Consider the following 18,347-nt stretch of genomic DNA (forward strand, 5'->3'; position numbering starts at 1 on the left):
GTCCACCGGTCCGGCTCAGAGGGCGGTCACGACGACGTTCTCGGCGTAGGACCGGGTGGAGCGGTCGAAGTCGCCCCCGCAGGTGATCAGCTCCAGGCGGGGGTCGCCGGTCCGGGCGAACACCTCCTCCGCGGGCAGGTCGGCCTTGAGGTAGGAGTGGCGCGAGGCGACCCGGAACTCCGCGACCCCGCCGTCGGAGCTGGTGACCCGGACCGTCGTCCCGGCCTCCAGCGACGCCAGGTCGATGAGGGCCCCCGGCCCGTCCGCGTGGGTGTCGACGTGCCCGGCCAGCACGGTCGCCCCGGCCTCCCCGGGGACGGATCCCCAGCGGTACCAGCCGACCTGCTGCGGGTCCTCGGGGACGGCCAGCGCCCCGTCGGCGTCGACCCCGACGGGGACCACGGGTGCGTCCACCCCGAGGTCGGGGATCTCCAGGCGCACCGGGACGGGCGTCGGGGCCGGAGCCGAGGGGGCGGCGTCCCGGCGGCCGACCGCGGCCGGCCCGGTCGGCACCGGGCTCGTGACCGGCGTCGGGACCGGGACGGGGCTCGCCGCGGGGACGGCCGGCAACGGCGCACCGAACCCCGCGGCCGGACGGGAGGACCACCACCCCGCGACGAGGAAGACCCCCGCGACGGCCAGGACGACCGCGACGAGCGCGGCGCCCCGGGCCAGCCGTGCGTCAGCGCGTGGCGTGCGCACGCCGCGAGACGACGGTCGCCGCACCCGCACCGACCAGCGCCAGCGCACCGGCGCCGACCACCCAGCCGGACCACCCGTTCTCGGCGAGACCACCGGAACCGGAGGGGACCCCGGACGGCGCGCCGGCCCCGCCGGTCACCTGCTGGGTCGCGAGAGCCAGGTTGGCGTCCGCGGCGGAACCCCAGGCGTAGACGATGGTCTGCGTCCCTTCGGGCAGGGTCAGGTCCGCCGGGCCGATGGCGACCTGGTCGGTTCCCGCCAGGACGACGTCCGCGCTCACCGTTCCCGCGGGCACGGTGACGCTGGCCTCGTTCGGGTTGGTGAGACCGGTGAGCACCGGTGTCCCGCCGGCCCGGACGTCGACCGCGGGGGCCGCCGCGACGTGGCGGACGGTGAGTTCGGACTCCCCGGCCGCAAGGTCCGCGGGCGCGTTGACGAACGGCGTCAGCGCGGGCGTTCCGGCGGCGTCGAGGTGGGCGACCACGGTGACGTTCGCCCCGGCGGGGACCTGGACGCCCTTCGCCGAGATCGCGGGCTGCGTCGCGGCCGGGTCGGCGCCGGCGGGGTAGACCGCGAGGTCGTAGCTGCCGGAAGGCAACTGCTGCGGGTCGGTCAGGGTTCCAGGGGTGAAACCGGGGACGAGTTCCTTGCCGTTGGCGTACACGTCGACGGTGAGGCCGGGAACCGCGTGCAGGATCGAGACGGTCGCGGTGTCGCTCGTCGCGGCCGCCGACGCCGTGCCCGCGGTGGCCAGCGCGGCCACCGGGACGGACAGCGCGATGAGCGGGGCGGCGACGAGGGCGGCGGTGCTGCGTGCAGTGCGCATCGTTTCTCCTCCAGGAGGGGCGGCGGGCCGCTCGGTGCGGCCCGTCACCCCCTCTTCCCGCCGGGGGAGGAGAACGGATGCAGTTCTCCCGAAGTTTCTCGGAGGTTCCCGGAGTTCCCCGCTCCCGGGTCAGACCAGCGGTGCGGCGAAGTAGTACGAGGTGTTCGGCCAGGACTTGTCGGTCCCGGTCACCGTGCCGTCGAACGCGTGACGTGCGGAGGACAGGTAGGTGACCTGGTAGCGGTAGAACCCCGGCGCGCTGCCGGCGGCGCAGTCGAGGTCGGCCAGGTCGCCCGCCCGGTCGCGCAGGACGTTCTTGAAGACGACGGGTGCCGAGACCATGGCCGCCGCCGGTTCCGCGACGGCGTCGACGTAGTAGCCGCTGTTGTTCCAGGGCGCGCCGTCCAGGGAGCCCATGCGGACCCACCCGGCGCGGACCGTGGTGCCGGCGACCACGGCGCCGTCGGTGAAGCAGCCCAGCGTGAGCTCGCCCTCCATCGTGGACTCGACGTAGCTGCGGTCGCTCGAGGGACCGAGGGCGCTGCGGACCGAGAGGTCGGTGCCGGAGACGACGAGGTGGCTCTCGACCTGTCCCGCCCGCAGGGCCACGTGGGCGGTCCGGGTCGGGCGCTCGGTGGCGTCGGCGCTGGTCGCGGCCCCCACCGCGGCCAGACCGGTGCCGAGGGCGAGGGCGGCCGCTGCGCCGACGGCGAAGCGGGCAGCAGGACGTGCGGAAGTGATCATGGTGTTCCCCCAGGTGAAGTGACCGTCGCTCCCCGTGACGGCCACGAGCAGCGTCGCGCGATCCGGGAGTCGCGCGCCAGCGGAACCGCCCGTTCGCTCCGCCGGATGTTCGACGGAGGGTGACGGTTGCTCCGATCGGGTGCGGTCGGGGTGGGCCACCTAGACTCGGGGAGTCATGTCCCGGTCCTCCCAGCGGCGTTCACGACCCGCGTCCCGCAACCCCGTCCGTTCCCGTCCCGGCTCGGCGCCGGGGGCGCTGCCCGACGACCCCCGCGCCACGGCGCTGGCCGAGCGGCTGCGTGCGGTCTCGCTGCGCGACGAGGACCGCCTCCGTCGTCGACTCGCCGGTCTCGCCCGGCGCCCCGTGGACCTCGAGCAGGAGCTCCCGGGCCTCGAGGAGCAGACCGCGACGGCCGAGCGCCGGGTGGCAGCCCGGGTGGCGAGCGTTCCCGCCCTGCACTACCCGGAGCAGCTGCCCGTCAGCCAGGAGAAGGACCGCATCGCGGACGCGCTGCGCGAGCACCAGGTCATCGTCGTGGCGGGGGAGACCGGATCGGGCAAGACGACCCAGCTGCCGAAGATCTGCCTCGAGATCGGCCGCGGTGTGCGCGGACGCATCGGGCACACCCAACCGCGACGCATCGCGGCCCGGGCCGTCGCCGAACGCGTGGCGGAGGAACTCGGCACCGAGCTGGGCGCCAGCGTGGGCTACGCCGTCCGCTTCACCGACACCGTCGGCGAGGACAGCCTCGTCAAGGTGATGACCGACGGCATCCTGCTCGCCGAGATCCAGCGCGATCCCGAACTGCTGCAGTACGACACGCTCATCATCGACGAGGCCCACGAACGCAGCCTCACCATCGACTTCCTGCTCGGCTACCTGGCGCGGCTGCTGCCGCGCCGGCCCGAGCTGAAACTCGTCATCACCTCCGCGACCATCGACCCGGAACGGTTCTCCCAGCACTTCGGTGGCGCCCCGATCCTCGAGGTGTCCGGGCGGACCTACCCCGTCGAGATGCGCTACCGGCCGCTGCTGGCGAGCGAACTGGCGGACGAGCTCGCCGGCGGCTCGGGTGAGGACGACGAGGGGGACTCCCTCGACGAACGCGACGAGGTCGTGGGCGACGACCGCGACCAGACCGAGGGGATCCTCGACGCCGTCCGTGAACTGGCGGCCGAGGGACCCGGTGACGTCCTCGTGTTCCTGCCCGGCGAACGGGAGATCCGCGACACCGCGGACGCCCTGTCCGACCTGGTGCAGGAACGGGAGTTCCGCGGGACCGAGATCCTGCCGCTCTTCGCCCGGCTCTCGGCCGAGGAGCAGCACCGGGTGTTCCGGCCCCACGGCAACCGCCGGATCGTGCTGGCCACCAACGTGGCCGAGACCTCGCTCACGGTCCCCGGCATCCGCTACGTGGTGGACGCCGGGACGGCGCGCATCTCCCGCTACAGCCACCGCACCAAGGTGCAGCGGTTGCCGATCGAGCGGATCTCGCAGGCCTCGGCCAACCAACGCGCCGGCCGTTGCGGTCGTGTCGCGGACGGCATCTGCATCCGGCTCTACTCCCAGAACGACTTCGAGTCGCGTCCGGAGTTCACCGACCCCGAGATCCTGCGGACCAACCTGGCGGCCGTCATCCTGCAGATGACGTCCCTCGGTCTCGGGGACATCGGGGCGTTCCCCTTCGTCGAGCCCCCGGAACCGCGGGCCATCACCGACGGCCTCGCCCTGCTGTCCGAGCTGGGCGCGCTGGAGACCGCGCGGGCGGGTGACCGCGGGCCGCGGCTGACCCGCACGGGCCGGGACCTGGCCAAGCTGCCCATCGACCCGCGGCTGGGCCGGATGGTCCTGGAGGCCCAGCGCAACGGCTGCCTGCAGGACGTCCTCGTGGTCGTGGCGGCGCTCTCGGTGCAGGACCCGAGGGAGCGCCCCCTGGAGAAGCGCGAACAGGCCGCGCAGCTGCACGCCCGGTTCCGTCACGAGCAGTCCGACTTCCTCACGTACCTGAACCTGTGGTCCTACCTGCAGCACCTGCAGCGCGACCTGTCGTCCTCGGCGTTCCGCCGCCGGGTGAAGGCCGAGATGCTGCACTTCCTGCGCATCCGGGAGTGGCAGGACACCTACTCCCAGCTGCGCCGCGTGGCCCGGGACCTGAAGTTCTCCGTCGAGACGCGGGAACCCGCCGAACTCGACGACGACCAGCTGTTCCCCGACCCCGGCTACGACGCCGACGCGGTGCACCGCTCACTGCTGGCCGGGTTGCTGGGCAACATCGGCTCCAAGGACGTGCGCGAGGACACCTCGAGCGCCGGCAAGGGCCGTCGCGACTCCCGGCCCGCGCGCCAGCAGGTCGAGTACAACGGTGCCCGCGGGGCGAAGTTCGCGGTCTCGCCCGGTTCCTCGCTGGGCCGACGCAGCCCGGACTGGGTCGTCGCGGGGGAACTCGTCGAGACGTCGCGGCTCTGGGCCCGCGTCGTCGCCTCGATCGACCCGCGCTGGATCGAACCACTGGCGGAGCACGTGGTGCGCCGCGTCTACTCCGAACCGCGGTGGTCGCGCAGCCGGGCGGCCGTCGTCGCGACCGAACGCGTCACGCTCTACGGCGTCCCCATCGTGGTGGGCCGCAAGGTCGCCTACGGCGGGATCGACGCGGAACTCTCGCGCGACCTCTTCATCCGCGCCGCCCTGGTGGAGGGCGACTTCGAGACCCGTCACGAGTTCTTCCGGCGCAACCGGGAACTGCTCGACGAGGCCGAGGAACTGGAGCACCGCGCGCGGCGGCGCGACATCGTCGTCGACGACGAGGTCTTGTTCGAGTTCTACGACGCGCGGATCCCGGCCGACGTCGTGTCGGGCCGGCACTTCGACGCGTGGTGGAAGGAGGCTCGTCGGGCGGACCCCGACCTGCTGACCTTCGACCCGGCGATGCTGGTGCGGGTGGAGGACACCGTCAGCGAGGAGCAGTTCCCGCGCGTGTGGCGCCAGGGCGACCTTGAACTCGCCCTCGACTACGTCTTCGACCCCGGTTCGGCCGCCGACGGGTTGACCGTCGACGTCCCCGTCGAGGTCGTCAACCGCTTCGACGACCGGGACCTGCTGTGGCAGGTCCCGGGTTTCCGGCACGACCTGATCACGGCGATGATCCGGGCGCTGCCCAAGGAACTGCGCAAGAACCTCGCCCCGGCTCCCGACAAGGCGGCCCGCTTCCTGGAGAACGTCCGCCCGCACGTCGACCGGTTCTGGCCCGCCTTCGAGGCCGAGATGCCGCGGTTGGGCGACGGCACCGAGATCTACGCCGAGGACGTGGACTGGACCAAGGTGCCCGGGTACCTGCGACCGACGTTCCGCGTGCGGGCGGGCGACGGGTCGACCATGGCGGTGGGCAAGGACTTCGCCCGCCTGCGCGCCTCGTTGGAGACCGAGGTCGTGGAGACCCTCACGGCCGCCGCGGACGACGTCCAGCGCACCGGGGCGACGTCGTGGGCGGACCTGCCCGACGAGGTCCCGCTGACCCACACCAGCGTCGTGCGCGGGAGCGACGTGACCTCGTTCCCGGCGCTCGTCGACGAGGGGGAGTCTGTCGGGCTGCGGACGTTCCCGAACTCCGTGCAGGCCGCCGTCGCCCACCACGAGGGGGTCCTGCGGTTGCTGACGCTCGCCCTGCCCTCCCCGGTGCGCACCGTGCAGAACTCCCTCGGCAACGACGCGAAGCTCCTGCTGGCCCGCGCTCCGCACGCCGACGCGAACGCGGTCGTGGCCGACTGCGCCCAGGCCGCCGCGGCGCAGCTGCTCGACGAGGCGGACGGCGGATCGGTCCGCACCGCAGCCGGTTTCGAGGAGCTGCGGGTCCGGGTGGCGGGGCGCTTCGTGGACCTGACCGTGAGCGCCGTGGAGCGCAGCCTGCGCGTCCTGCGCACCGCGGCCGCGGTGGAGAAGAACATCTCCCGCACCAGCAGCCTCGTCCTCGTGCCCTCGCTGGCCGACGTCCGAGAGCAGTTCACCGGACTCGTCCACGCGGGTTTCGTCACCGACACCGGGGTGGACCGGTTGCCGGACCTGCTGCGCTACCTGCAGGGGATCGACCGCCGGCTGGCGACGATGCCGGAGAACCCCCAGCGCGACCGGGTGCGGATGGCGGAGTTCGCCCGGGTCCGCGAGGAGTACCTGAAGCGGGTGCGACGTGCGGGGTCCCCGGTGCCGCCGGACCTGGCGCGGATCCGCTGGACGCTGGAGGAACTGCGCCTGCAGAAGTTCGCCCCGGGTGTCCCGACGGCCCACCCGGTCAGCGACGAGCGGGTGCTGAAGGCCCTCGCCGACCTCCCCTGACCGACTCCTGGGGAACTTTCCACCCTTCCCGGGCCCGGAAAGGGTGGAAAGTCCCCCAGAAGTGGGTGGGGTGGGGTGGGTCAGTGGGCGGCGTAGCCACCGTCGACGAGGTGGTAGGAACCGGTCACGAAGCTCGCGGCGTCGCTGGCCAGGAAGGCGGTCAGGGCCGCGACCTCCTCGGGGGTGCCGAGGCGGCCCGTGGCGTGCTGGGCGGCGAGTCCCGCCTTCGCCTCGGCGGAGAGGTTCGCGTCGATCAGCGGGGTCTGGATGAAACCCGGACCGACGGCGTTGACGCGGACACCCTGCCCGGAGTACTCCAGCGCGGCGTTCTTGGTCAGGCCGATGACGGCGTGCTTGGTGGTGACGTAGGCGCTGGAGCCCTGGATGCCGACGCTGCCGAGCACGGAGGCCATGTTGACGATCGAGCCACCGCCCGCGGCGAGCATGGCGGGGATCTGCGCCTTGAGGGCGTAGAACACCGCGTTGAGGTTGACGTTCATCACCTTGTGCCAGGAGTCGAGGGAGTACTCCGCGACCGGCGCGGCCTCGCCGCCGATGCCGGCGTTGTTGACGGCGACCTTCAGGGGGGCGAGTTCGCCGGCGGCGGCGACCATCGCCACGTTGGTGTCGAAGTCGGCGACGTTGCCGACGAAGGCCCGGGCGGTCCCGCCGGCCTCGGCGATCTCGGCGACGACCCCGTCGGCCGACGCCTCGACGAGGTCGGCGACGAGGACGGAGGCGCCGTTCCTCGCCAGTTCCAGCGCGACGGCGCGACCGATGCCGGAACCCCCGCCGGTGACGATGGCGGAACGGTTGCTCAGGTCGTAGGTGGCCATGCTCGATCTCCTCAGATCACCTTGTGCTACATGTGTCGGACAACGTGACGACAGTACGCCCGGCGAACGACCCGGGCCAGGCCCGGGGTCACCGTGGGGCCGAACGGGCGCGACCTCGCTCACGCGGGTGCCCGTCCGGCTCGTGACGGAGGGGAGGGGCCCGGCCACGTAGGCTGCCCTCCCGGTGCGCGTGCGCGTACGGGACGACAGCGCGGGACGGGGTGGCAGAGGTGGCGACGGCGAGCGAGCAGGTCGTCAGCACGCGCGTCCTCACCGTCCCCAACGCGCTCAGCTTCCTGCGACTGCTCCTGGTCCCCGTCTTCGGTGTCCTCATCACCAACGGTCAGGACGGCTGGGCGCTGCTCGTGCTCGCGGTCAGCGGGGCCAGCGACTACCTCGACGGGAACCTGGCCCGACGCTGGAACCAGGTCACCCGCCTCGGGCAGGTCCTGGACCCCTTCGCCGACCGGCTCTACATCCTCACCACGTTGTTCGGACTGGCCTACCGCGGCCTGATCCCGTGGTGGCTGGTCGTCGTGCTCGTCGCCCGCGACGTCACGATGATCGTGACCCTGCCGTTCCTGGCGAAGCTCGGTCACAGCGCCCTGCCCGTCCACTTCCTCGGCAAGGCCGGCACGTTCTGCCTGCTCTACGCCTTCCCGCTCCTCCTCCTCGGCGAGGTCTCGCCGACGCTGTCGACGTACGCCGGCGCGCTCGGCTGGGCCTTCGCGCTGTGGGGCACCGGGTTGTACTGGTGGTCGGGGATCCTCTACGTCTCCCAGGTCGTCGGGTTGTGGCGCGCGCAACGCCGGTGAGTCCCCGCAGCGCCCGGCCGCAGGTGCCGCGCGACCCCGCGGCCAGCACGGCGCTGCTCACCGAGGTCATGACCCGCCCCCTGGACCCCGGCTACGCCGCGGCCGCCCGACGTCGCGCGGAGACGGGGGAGGAGCGCAGTCGCTCGGGGCGAGGCCTGACCTGGCTCGCGCTGCTGGTGATCGGTGGGCTGCTGGCCGTCGCCGGGGTGCGCGCCGCCGCGGCCGAACCCGCGGCCGACCGCGGCCGGCAGGCGCTCCTGCAGCGGATCGACGACAGCACCGGGCGTTCCGACCGGCTCACCGCGCAGGTCGCCCGCGCCCAGACCGACAACGCCGCGCTCGCCGCGCGGCTGGGCGGGGCACCCGCCGCCTCCGCCGACGCCCAGGCCGGCGGACTCGCCGTGGCCGCCGCCGCGACCGCCGTCACCGGCCCGGGGCTGCAGGTCGTGCTCGACGACGCGCGCGGCGACGACTCCGGCTCCACCACGACCTCGGGACGGGTCGTGGACCGCGACGTCCAGATCGTCGTCAACGGGTTGTGGCAGAACGGCGCCGAGGCCGTCGCGATCAACGGGCAGCGACTGAGTTCGCTGTCCTCGATCCGCGCGGCGGGGGAGGCCGTCCTCGTCGACTACCGCCCGTTGACCCCGCCGTACACGATCTCCGCCATCGGCGACCCCACGGCCCTGCAGACCGGCCTGGCGACGTCCGTCGCGGGTCGCTACCTGCAGGTGCTGCGCGACAACTACGGCATCTCCGCCGGCGTCGACACCCGCTCCGGCGACGACCCGATGACGTTGCCCGCCGCCCCCCGCCTCGACCTGCGCCTGGCCCACCCCTCCGTGCCGTGACCTCGCCGGGACCCCGGACCGGGCGCGCGGCGGCTCGGGGAAGGCGGTGGGGGAGGTAGCGTTCCGCGACGTGATCGCAGCCGTCGGACTCGTCGTCGGGATCGTCGTGGGTGTGCTCCTGCACCCCGAGGTCCCGGTGTCCCTGCAGCCCTACCTGCCGATCGCCGTGGTCGCCGCGCTCGACGCGGTGTTCGGCGGTCTGCGGGCGGTGCTCGACGGGATCTTCGACGACAAGGTGTTCGTCGTCTCCTTCCTGTCCAACGCCGTCGTCGCGGCCCTCATCGTCTACCTCGGCGACCAGCTCGGCGTCGGCTCGCAGCTGTCCACGGGGGTCGTCGTCGTGCTCGGGGTGCGCATCTTCTCCAACGCCGCCGCCATCCGCCGGCACCTGCTGAACGCGTGAGCGAGCCCGCGGCCCCGCGCCGCTCGCCGTGGCGACGGTTGTGGCGCGCGGGCCGGCCCCGCGCCACGCGCGCCCAGGTCCTGGCCGGGATCCTCTGCGCCGCGCTCGGCTTCGGATTCGTGGTGCAGGTGCGTCAGACGAGCACCTCGGGTCTGAGCGACCTGCGCGAGACCGACCTGGTCCGGATCCTGGACGACACCACCGAGCGGGGGGACCGCCTGCAGGAGGAGCTCGACAGCCTCCAGGCGACCCGGCGTCAGCTCACCGAGGGGTCCGACTCCGCCCAGGCCGCCGCCCAGGCCGCCGAGCAGCGGGCCCAGGAGTACGGGCTGCTGGCCGGGACGCTGCCCGCGCACGGGCCCGGGATCGTCGCCACCATCACCGACCCCGACGCCGCCGTGCGCTCGACGAACCTCATCCAGTTCGTCCAGGAGCTGCGCGACGCCGGCGCCGAGGCGATCCAGATCGGCAGCACCCGCGTGGTGGCCGAGACCGCCTTCACCGACACCACCGGAGCCGTCCTGGTCGACGGGGCGACCGAGCGCGCGCCCTACGTCGTGAGCGTGATCGGCGACCCCGCCACCCTCTCCACCGCCCTCGACATCCCGGGCGGGGTGCGCGAGACGTTGCGCTCCGCCGGGGCGGACCTCGAGGTCCGCAACGCCGCCGGTGCCGACGGGGTGCAGGTGGACGCCTTGCACGCCGTCTCCGCGCCTCAGTACGCTCGCCCGGCGTCACCGGAACCCTCCGCCAGCACCGGCTGAGTCCCCGTCCGGCCGTCCCCACCAGAGGAGTCAGTTCCAGCATGTCGAACGTCCCCGCCGACCTCCGCTACACCAGCGAGCACGAATGGGTGCGCGTCGAGGCGGACGGCACCGTCCGGGTCGGCATCACCGACCACGCCCAGGACGCCCTCGGGGACGTCGTGTACGTCTCGCTGCCCGCCGAGGGCGAGACCGTCGCCGCCGGTGGCGCCTGCGGTGAGGTCGAGTCGACCAAGAGCGTCAGCGAGATCACCGCGCCCGTGTCCGGCACCGTCTCGGGGCACAACCCGGGGCTGGAGACGCGTCCCGACCTGGTGAACACCGACCCCTACGGCGACGGCTGGATGTTCACCATCACCCCGAGCGACGTGGCGCAGGTCGAGGGCCTCCTCGACGCGGAGGCCTACACCGCCCACGCGGGCTGAGCGCTCCGCCACCCGTGTCGACCCGGTGACCTGACCTGCCGGGTCGGCACGGCTAGGGTGATCCTGGAAGTTCCAAGCGTGACCGCCCGCGTGCAGGGAGTTGCCTGCCCCCGGGAGTCACGTGTTCTGCCAGCGTGAGAGGTGGTGTCGATGTCTGCGTCGGGCACGTCGTCGGACGACGGGTTGGCTGCGTCGGACGACGGGTTGGCTGCATCGTCGACCGATGGGTCGGATGCGTCCTCGGAGGGCGGGACGACCCCTGCGTCGACCCCCCGGGGTGGCGCGGCCGAGCGGCCGGTGGACTCCACCATGTCCTTCGCCGGTCTGGTCGTCCCCGAGGTCCACGAGTCCGCGGAACGCGGTCTCACCAGTGACGACCAGGAGGCCATCGACGCCCTGCCGGCCGGATCGGCCCTGCTCGTCGTGCGGCGCGGTCCCAACGCGGGGTCCCGGTTCCTCCTGGACGCCGAGCGGACCTCCGCGGGCCGCCACCAGACCAGCGACATCTTCCTCGACGACGTGACGGTCTCGCGCAAGCACGCGGAGTTCCTCCGCGCGCCCGACCCGTCGACGGGTCCGGGGTTCCGGGTGCGCGACGTCGGCAGTCTCAACGGCACCTACGTCAACCGCGAGCGCATCGACGACGTGGTCCTCGCCGCCGGCGACGAGGTGCAGATCGGCAAGTACCGGATGGACTTCCACCCCAGCCCGCGAGGGGAGCAGTGAGCGCTGCCGGGGCGCGGTCCCTGGACCCGAGTCTGCCCAGGATGACGATCGGCGAGGTCCTCGCGATCCTCACGCCGGACTTCTCTGACGTCAGCATCTCCAAGATCCGCTTCCTCGAGGAGCAGGGCCTCGTCGAACCGGGCCGGACCCCCGCGGGGTACCGCAAGTTCTCCTCCGACGACGTCGACCGGTTGCGGTACGTGCTCTCCGCCCAACGCGACCACTACCTGCCGCTGAAGGTCATCCGGGAGAACCTCGAGGCCATGGACCGCGGCCTCGAGCCGCCGGAACAGCCCGGGGCGGCACCGCGCGTCCCCGAGGTCGTCGCGGCGGGCAGTGTCCCGGGGGCCGACCGGTTCGACGGCCACGCCGCCAACCTCCGGCTGACCCGGCTGGAGATCCTGCGCGAGTCCGGCGTCGACGCCGAGCTCCTCGACGCGCTCGAGGGGTTCGGCGTGCTCTCGCCCGCTCCCGGGGGCCCGTGGTACGACGGTGAGGCCCTGGAGGTGCTGCGCGCCGCGGCCTCGCTGGCGGCGCACGGCATCGAGGCCCGGCACCTGCGGATGTTCCGCACCGCCGCCGACCGTGAGATCGCCCTCGCGGAACAGGTCGCCGCGCCGCTGCAGCGCCTCGGGCAGCGAGGCGGTGGGGAGTCCGTCGACCGCGCCGACCAGGTCGTGCGGGAGATCGCGGCGGCCTGCCTGCGGCTGCACACCGCGCTCGTCGCCGGCGCGCTCGGCCGCGGCGCGCGCTGAGCCGACGCCGGGGTACGGTGATCGGGTGCGCGCGCTCGATGTCATCGGCGTCAGAGTCGAGATGCCTTCCAACAACCCGATCGTGCTGCTGCGCGAACGGGACGGCGACCGGTACCTGCCCATCTGGATCGGGGCCCCCGAGGCGAGTGCCATCGCCTTCGCCCAGCAGGGTGTGGTCCCGCCCCGTCCGCTGACCCACGACCTGCTCAAGGACGTCATCGAGGCCGTCGGCCGACGTCTGGAAGAGGTCCGGATCGTGGCGGTCAAGGACAACGTCTACTTCGCGGAACTCGTCTTCGACGGTGGCCTCACGGTCAGCTCGCGGACGTCTGACGCGATCGCCCTCGCCCTGCGCGTGGGCTGCCCCATCGTGAGCGCCGACCAGGTGCTCGACTCCGGGGGCGTCCCGGTGCCGGACGAGGACGAGGACGAGGTGGAGAAGTTCCGCGAGTTCCTCGACCACATCTCGCCCGAGGACTTCGAAGCCGATTCGGGCGGGGCCTGAATCCGGGTTCTCCCGGGTCACGGAAAGGTCACGGTCTGCGGCGCGCCGCGCGCCTCGTTGACGCTCCGGGGGTGCTCTTCTACGGTCAGTATGCAGAACGCTTCCGGTCGGTCCTCGACGGGTGGCGATGACGAGGAGGCCGGCGTGAGCAGTGGCGATGCAGTCGCAGGGTCGTCGCGGAAGTCGACCCCACCAGTTCGTGCGCAGGGTCTGCTGTTCGCCGAGGACCTCCCTGACCTGGACGAAGAGGTCGGCTACCGCGGTCAGACGGCCTGCAAGGCCGCCGGCATCACCTACCGCCAGCTCGACTACTGGGCCCGCACCGGCCTGGTCGAACCGGGTGTGCGCGGTGCCTCAGGCTCCGGCTCGCAGCGTCTCTACGGGTTCCGCGACATCCTGGTCCTGAAGGTCGTCAAGCGACTGCTGGACACCGGCGTCTCGCTGCACCAGATCCGTTCGGCGGTCACCCACCTGCGTGAGCGTGGCGTCGACGACCTCGCCCAGATCACCCTCATGTCCGACGGCGCCAGCGTCTACGAGTGCACCTCGGCCGATGAAGTGATAGATCTCGTCCAAGGCGGTCAAGGCGTCTTCGGCATCGCCGTGGGCCGCGTCTGGCGCGAGGTCGAGGGGGAGCTGGCCTCGCTGCCGAGCGAACGTCCCGCCGACCGCGAGCCCGGTCAGAGCGCCATGGTGCTGGCCGACGAGCTGTCCAAGCGTCGCGCCGCCCGCGAAGCCGGTTAGCCCCACCCCACGCACGACGAGAGCCGCGATCCCACTGGGTTTCCCAGCGAGGTCGCGGCTCTCGTCGTGCGTGGGTGGGGACTAGTCGAGGAGCTCGGCGCGGGGGAGGGCCTGCAGGGCGAAGGGGTCGGTCACCCAGTCGTGGGCGTCGGGCAGCCAGTGCACCGCGGCGAGCAGGGAGTCGGCCCAGGTGCTCAGCAGCTCGTCGAGACCGACGCGCCAGGAGTGCTGGTAGCCCTCGCCGTCCTCGGCCAGCACGATCTGCTCGACGACGGAGCGGCTGGAGCCCAGGCGCACGGCGATGAGTTCCTCGTCGCGGGCGAAGAGGGGCAGCAGGGCCGGCGGGGCGGTGAGGCCGGGACCCTGGCCGCTCGCGCGACGCACGGCCTCTTCCAGGGTCAGGGGAACCCAGCCACCGGGCCCCACCGTCGGAGCGCTCGTGCGGAAGGTGGTGCGGACGGGATCGACACCGTCGACCGCGCGCCACCAGGCCCGGGCACCGCGGGGGATCAGCAGGCCCATCTGGCGTTCCACCGCGTCGAGGTGCGCCTCGCCGACCCCGGGGCGCAGGTGGCTGGCGATGTCCGCACCGCAACGCGTCCACTGGGCGCGCAACCGCGTGACGATGCCGGTGATCCGGTCGGCCTCCGGGTCCGGAGCGGGCACGTGCGGCGCTGCGGTCGCAACCGCCGCTCCGCGGACGGCGCGGACCACGCGGAGACGGTCGAGGGGTGTGTTGGGCGTCACGGAACCTCCTAGGGCCCGCGAAGAGCGCGGGGAAGAACGGGCGGCACCAGCGGGGACGAACCCGGGTAGACCGACTTGCTAGAAACTAGGCGTTCATCGGCGTTCCCGCACCTCGGACGCGGTACGACCCCGCCCGGTTCCCTACGTCGTGCGGAGGATCCGGTCCAGCACCACGTCGAACTGCTCCGCGACGGTCTTCGCCGCCTTGGCCCGCAACGAGTGCAGCGGAACCCCCGCTCCCTGCGACTGCGGCACGGCCACCCGGTCCGGCAGCGGTTCCAGCACCAGGTCGCCGAACATGGCCTGCAGTTCCTCGTAGCGGAAGCGCTGTTCCCCCGAGCGCTGGGTGTAGCGGTTGACCAGGACCCCGACGACCTCCGGGGAGCTGCGCAGGGCACGGACCTCCCGGATCGTGCGGTCGACCGCCGCCACGGAGAAGCGGCTGGCGTCGGAGACCACGAGCACGGCGTCCGCCGCGCGCCACGCCGAACGCGTCAGCCCGTTGAGCGAGGGCGGGGTGTCCAGCAGGGCGAGGTCGTGGTCGTCGAGCTTGCCCAGGGCCCGGCGCAGCGACTTCAGCGTCTCCTCGTCGGCCCCGGGGGTGTCCAGACCCGCGGAGGCCGCGGAACCGGTGAGGACGTCGAGCAGTCCCGGGTGGTCGTCGACCCACCCGCTGGGCGCGACGGCGTCCTCGGCGACACGACGTCTCGGGGTCCGCAGCACGGCGGCGACGTCGTGGTCGCGGTGGGCGCTGACGTCGAGGCCGGACGTGGCGTCCGCCTGCGGGTCGAGGTCGACGACGAGGGTGCTGGTCCCGCGGTGGAGGGCGGCCGAGGCCAGCCCGAGGACGACGGACGTCTTGCCGACCCCACCCTTGGCACTGCAGACGGCGAGGGTGATCACGACGGTCAACCTATCTTCCCGGGATCCGGGATCCCGTCCCGTACGATGGCGGCAGGCCGTTCAGCTCGTGTGGGAGAGACCCTGGTCGGGGAAGAGTCCGACCGCGGCGCCGAAGGGGCAACATCCCCGGAACCTCTCAGGCGGAAGGACCACGCGAGATCAGGCCGCTCTGAAGCACGTCCGCGCCCGCGCGGGTGGGTGACAGACGGGGAGGTACCTGCCCTCAGCGACCTCCGGAGCGTCCCATGACCTCACCCACGCCCGTCCGCAGCGACCTGCCCGAGTTCTCCCCGGAACCCGCCGCCCTGCCGTTCAGCGCCCGCCACATCGGCCCCGACGCCGCCGACGTCGCCCGGATGCTCGAGGTCGTCGGCCTCTCCTCCACCGAGGAACTCGTCGACCGCGCCGTCCCCGCCGGGATCCGCGACGGCGTCCTCGACCTGCCGGAGGCCCTCGACGAGACCTCCGTGACCGCGGCCCTGCGCGTGCTGGCCGGTCGCAACCGCGTCGTGCCGTCGATGATCGGGCTCGGCTACTTCGGAACCCGGACCCCGGCCGTCGTGCGCCGCAACGTCCTCGAGGACCCGTCCTGGTACACGGCGTACACGCCGTACCAGCCCGAGATCTCCCAGGGCCGCCTCGAGGCGCTGCTGAACTTCCAGACCGCCGTCACCGACCTCACCGCGCTCGACGTCGCCAACGCCTCCCTGCTCGACGAGGCGACCGCCGCGGCCGAGGCCATGACCCTGGCCCGCCGGACCTCCAAGGCCCCCGCCGGGGCCGTGTTCGCCGTCGACGCCGACGTGCTCCCGCAGACCCTCGCCGTGCTGCGCACCCGCGCCGTGCCGCTGGGCGTCGACCTCGTGAGCGTCGACCTCGACGCCGCGGACCCGCTGGCCGTGGTGGGCGAGCGCGGGGTGTTCGGGGTGCTCCTGCAGTACCCGGGGACCTCCGGCCGGGTCCGCGACCTCGCCGCCGTCGTCGCCGACGCCCACGCCCGCGGTGCGATCGCGATCACCGCGGCCGATCTGCTGGCGCTGACGCTGCTCGTCGCGCCGGGCGAGTTCGGCGTCGACGTCGCCGTCGGTTCCAGCCAGCGCTTCGGCGTCCCGATGGGTGCCGGTGGCCCGCACGCCGCCTACATGGCCGTCCGCAAGGGCCTCGAACGCTCCCTCCCCGGGCGCCTCGTCGGCGTCTCCGTCGACGCCGACGGCAACCGCGCGTACCGCCTCGCCCTGCAGACCCGCGAACAGCACATCCGCCGCGACAAGGCGACCTCCAACATCTGCACCGCCCAGGTCCTGCTGGCCGTGATGGCCGGCTGCTACGCCGTCTGGCACGGCCCGGAGGGTCTGCGCGCCATCGCCTCCCAGGTCGCCCGCCGGGCCGCGGCGCTCGCCGACGCCCTGCGCGCCGGCGGGGTCGAGGTCGTGCACGAGGCGTTCTTCGACACCGTCCTGGCCCGCGTGCCCGGCCGCGCGCAGGCCGTGGTCAGCGCCGCGCTCGAGGCGGGGGTGAACCTGCGCCTCGTCGACGCCGACCACGTCGGGCTGACCGTCGACGAGACCACCTCCGAGGCGCACGTCGCCGCGGCGCTGACCGGTTTCGGCCTGGCCCCGACGGAGGCGACCGCCGAGGCGGCGCTGCCCACCGCGCTGCGTCGCACCAGCGAGTTCCTGCCCCATCCCGTCTTCGAGCGGCACCGCTCCGAGACGGCGATGCTGCGCTACCTGCGCACCCTCTCCGACGCCGACTACGCCCTCGACCGCGGCGCGATCCCGTTGGGCTCCTGCACCATGAAGCTCAACGCGACCACCGAACTCGAACCGATCTCCTGGCCCGAGTTCGCCGACCTGCACCCCTACGCCCCGGCCGACCAGCTCGCCGGCACCGCCGAACTCTCCGCCGACCTCGAAGGCTGGCTCGCCGAGGTCACCGGCTACGACGCCGTCTCGTTGCAGCCCAACGCCGGGTCCCAGGGCGAGTTCGCCGGTCTGCTGGCGATCCGCGCCTACCACCTCGCCCAGGGCCACGGTGAGCGCACGATCTGCCTCATCCCCTCCTCCGCCCACGGCACCAACGCCGCCAGCGCCGTGATGGCCGGGTTGAAGGTCGTCGTCGTGCGCTGCGACGACGCGGGCAACGTCGACCTCGACGACCTGCGCGCCAAGGTCGCCGAGCACGCCGACGACCTCGCCGCGCTGATGGTCACCTACCCCTCGACCCACGGCGTCTACGAGGAGTCCATCCGCGAGGTCTGCGGACTCGTCCACGACGCCGGCGGCCAGGTCTACGTCGACGGCGCGAACCTCAACGCCCTCGTCGGCCTCGCCCGGCCCGGCAAGTTCGGGGCCGACGTCTCCCACCTGAACCTGCACAAGACGTTCTGCATCCCCCACGGTGGCGGCGGCCCCGGCGTCGGACCCGTCGCGGTCCGCTCCCACCTCGCCCCGTTCCTTCCCTCCACCGCCCCCGACGGCGACGGGGTCGGGATGGTCTCCGCCGCGCCCTACGGCTCCGCCGGGATCCTGCCCATCCCGTGGGCCTACCTGCGCCTCATGGGCCCCGACGGGCTGCGCGCCGCGACCGTCCAGGCCGTGCTCTCCGCCAACTACGTCGCCACCCGGCTGCAGGAGGCCTTCCCCGTCCTCTACCGCGGTCCCGGCGGGCTCGTCGCCCACGAGTGCATCCTCGACCTGCGCCCGATGACCAAGGCCACCGGTGTGACCGTCGACGACGTCGCCAAGCGCCTCATCGACCACGGGTTCCACGCCCCGACGATGTCGTTCCCCGTCGTCGGGACCCTCATGGTGGAACCCACCGAGAGCGAGGACCTCGCCGAACTCGACCGGTTCTGCGACGCGATGCTCGCCATCGCCGCCGAGGTTCAGGACATCGCCGACGGGCGCTGGGCCGTCGAGGAATCGCCGCTGCGCCACGCCCCGCACACCGCGGTGTCCCTCGTCGGGGAGTGGAACCACCCCTACTCCCGCGAGGAAGCGGTGTACCCCAACGGGATGAACCCCCGCTCGAAGTACTGGCCCCCCGTCCGCCGCATCGACGGAGCCGCCGGCGACCGGAACCTCGTCTGCTCCTGCCCGCCGCTGTCTGAGTACTGAGGTCTCAAGCCCGCGGGGTCGGGGCGGGCGGACCGCGCGGGACAGGTGCGCCGGATACTCCGTTCGCGCGATCGGGTGCACCTCGTTGGTCTGGGTGCACCGGCGCTCACTTCGGACATCCGGCGCACCTGTCCCGCCCGGACCGCCCTCCGTGC

Annotated in this window: 17 protein-coding genes and 1 riboswitch; of the genes, 11 read left to right on the forward strand and 6 right to left on the reverse strand. The window is 73.0% G+C overall.

Annotated features, from left to right (window positions below; all coding sequences use genetic code 11):
• Positions 1-15: 15 nt before the first annotated feature.
• The 3 genes from OG218_RS24380 to OG218_RS24390 all read right to left on the reverse strand — a co-directional run bounded on the left by OG218_RS24380 (position 16) and on the right by OG218_RS24390 (position 2,272).
• Positions 16-702 (reverse strand): class F sortase, encoded by a 687-nt coding sequence (locus OG218_RS24380; protein WP_328295805.1) that lies wholly within the window; start codon positions 700-702, stop codon positions 16-18.
• Positions 683-1,528 carry a DUF4397 domain-containing protein gene (locus tag OG218_RS24385; RefSeq protein WP_328295806.1) on the reverse strand — a complete coding sequence of 282 codons (846 nt, stop codon included), beginning with the start codon at positions 1,526-1,528 and terminating at the stop codon, positions 683-685. The genes OG218_RS24380 and OG218_RS24385 overlap by 20 nt, the downstream gene beginning before the upstream one ends.
• Before the next feature lie 129 nt (positions 1,529-1,657).
• The gene (locus tag OG218_RS24390) at positions 1,658-2,272 is read right to left on the reverse strand and encodes a hypothetical protein (RefSeq protein WP_328295807.1); all 615 of its coding nucleotides are present in this window, start codon (positions 2,270-2,272) and stop codon (positions 1,658-1,660) included.
• A 175-nt stretch (positions 2,273-2,447) separates the two neighbouring features.
• Here OG218_RS24390 and hrpA point away from each other — a divergent pair, with 175 nt between their 5' ends.
• On the forward strand, positions 2,448-6,599 hold the full coding sequence (gene hrpA / locus OG218_RS24395; RefSeq protein WP_328295808.1) for an ATP-dependent RNA helicase HrpA: 4,152 nt from the start codon (positions 2,448-2,450) through the stop codon (positions 6,597-6,599).
• Positions 6,600-6,679: 80 nt separating this feature from the next.
• Here hrpA and OG218_RS24400 read toward each other — a convergent pair whose 3' ends face one another.
• Positions 6,680-7,435: an SDR family NAD(P)-dependent oxidoreductase gene (locus OG218_RS24400; protein WP_328295809.1), complete on the reverse strand. Its 756-nt coding sequence runs from the start codon at positions 7,433-7,435 to the stop codon at positions 6,680-6,682.
• Positions 7,436-7,665: 230 nt separating this feature from the next.
• On the opposite strand from OG218_RS24400, the gene OG218_RS24405 reads away from it, so the two are divergent.
• The 9 genes from OG218_RS24405 (at position 7,666) to OG218_RS24445 (ending at position 13,423) form a co-directional block, all read left to right on the forward strand.
• On the forward strand, positions 7,666-8,250 hold the full coding sequence (locus OG218_RS24405; protein ID WP_328295810.1) for a CDP-alcohol phosphatidyltransferase family protein: 585 nt from the start codon (positions 7,666-7,668) through the stop codon (positions 8,248-8,250).
• Positions 8,247-9,101 carry a DUF881 domain-containing protein gene (locus OG218_RS24410; protein ID WP_328295811.1) on the forward strand — a complete coding sequence of 285 codons (855 nt, stop codon included), beginning with the start codon at positions 8,247-8,249 and terminating at the stop codon, positions 9,099-9,101. The genes OG218_RS24405 and OG218_RS24410 overlap by 4 nt, the downstream gene beginning before the upstream one ends.
• Before the next feature lie 70 nt (positions 9,102-9,171).
• Positions 9,172-9,504, forward strand: coding sequence for a small basic family protein (locus tag OG218_RS24415; RefSeq protein ID WP_328295812.1), 333 nt, complete (start codon positions 9,172-9,174; stop codon positions 9,502-9,504).
• Entirely contained in the window at positions 9,501-10,268 is a 768-nt protein-coding gene (locus OG218_RS24420; RefSeq protein WP_328295813.1) for a DUF881 domain-containing protein, read from the forward strand. The genes OG218_RS24415 and OG218_RS24420 overlap by 4 nt, the downstream gene beginning before the upstream one ends.
• 41 nt (positions 10,269-10,309) lie before the next feature.
• Complete coding sequence (gene gcvH, locus OG218_RS24425) at positions 10,310-10,693, forward strand: glycine cleavage system protein GcvH (protein ID WP_328295814.1); 384 nt, start codon at positions 10,310-10,312, stop codon at positions 10,691-10,693.
• Positions 10,694-11,002: 309 nt separating this feature from the next.
• Entirely contained in the window at positions 11,003-11,419 is a 417-nt protein-coding gene (locus tag OG218_RS24430) for an FHA domain-containing protein (protein WP_442906554.1), read from the forward strand.
• Positions 11,420-11,460: 41 nt separating this feature from the next.
• Positions 11,461-12,174 (forward strand): transcriptional regulator FtsR, encoded by a 714-nt coding sequence (gene ftsR, locus OG218_RS24435; protein WP_328295816.1) that lies wholly within the window; start codon positions 11,461-11,463, stop codon positions 12,172-12,174.
• Between the two features lie 25 nt (positions 12,175-12,199).
• The gene (locus OG218_RS24440) at positions 12,200-12,679 is read left to right on the forward strand and encodes a bifunctional nuclease family protein (protein WP_328295817.1); all 480 of its coding nucleotides are present in this window, start codon (positions 12,200-12,202) and stop codon (positions 12,677-12,679) included.
• A gap of 144 nt (positions 12,680-12,823) precedes the next feature.
• Positions 12,824-13,423: a MerR family transcriptional regulator gene (locus OG218_RS24445; RefSeq protein WP_380156814.1), complete on the forward strand. Its 600-nt coding sequence runs from the start codon at positions 12,824-12,826 to the stop codon at positions 13,421-13,423.
• Between the two features lie 81 nt (positions 13,424-13,504).
• Here the strand turns inward: OG218_RS24445 and OG218_RS24450 are convergent, their stop codons facing one another.
• Both OG218_RS24450 and OG218_RS24455 read right to left on the reverse strand, forming a co-directional pair.
• Positions 13,505-14,170 (reverse strand): hypothetical protein, encoded by a 666-nt coding sequence (locus OG218_RS24450; protein ID WP_328295818.1) that lies wholly within the window; start codon positions 14,168-14,170, stop codon positions 13,505-13,507.
• A 141-nt stretch (positions 14,171-14,311) separates the two neighbouring features.
• Complete coding sequence (locus tag OG218_RS24455; RefSeq protein ID WP_328295819.1) at positions 14,312-15,073, reverse strand: ParA family protein; 762 nt, start codon at positions 15,071-15,073, stop codon at positions 14,312-14,314.
• A gap of 60 nt (positions 15,074-15,133) precedes the next feature.
• A riboswitch (glycine riboswitch) is annotated at positions 15,134-15,235 on the forward strand.
• 83 nt (positions 15,236-15,318) lie between these two features.
• Here OG218_RS24455 and gcvP point away from each other — a divergent pair.
• The gene (gcvP, locus tag OG218_RS24460; protein WP_328295820.1) at positions 15,319-18,192 is read left to right on the forward strand and encodes an aminomethyl-transferring glycine dehydrogenase; all 2,874 of its coding nucleotides are present in this window, start codon (positions 15,319-15,321) and stop codon (positions 18,190-18,192) included.
• Positions 18,193-18,347: the final 155 nt, after the last annotated feature.

The sequence above is a fragment of the Kineococcus sp. NBC_00420 genome (genome assembly GCF_036021035.1).
Taxonomy (GTDB): domain Bacteria; phylum Actinomycetota; class Actinomycetes; order Actinomycetales; family Kineococcaceae; genus Kineococcus.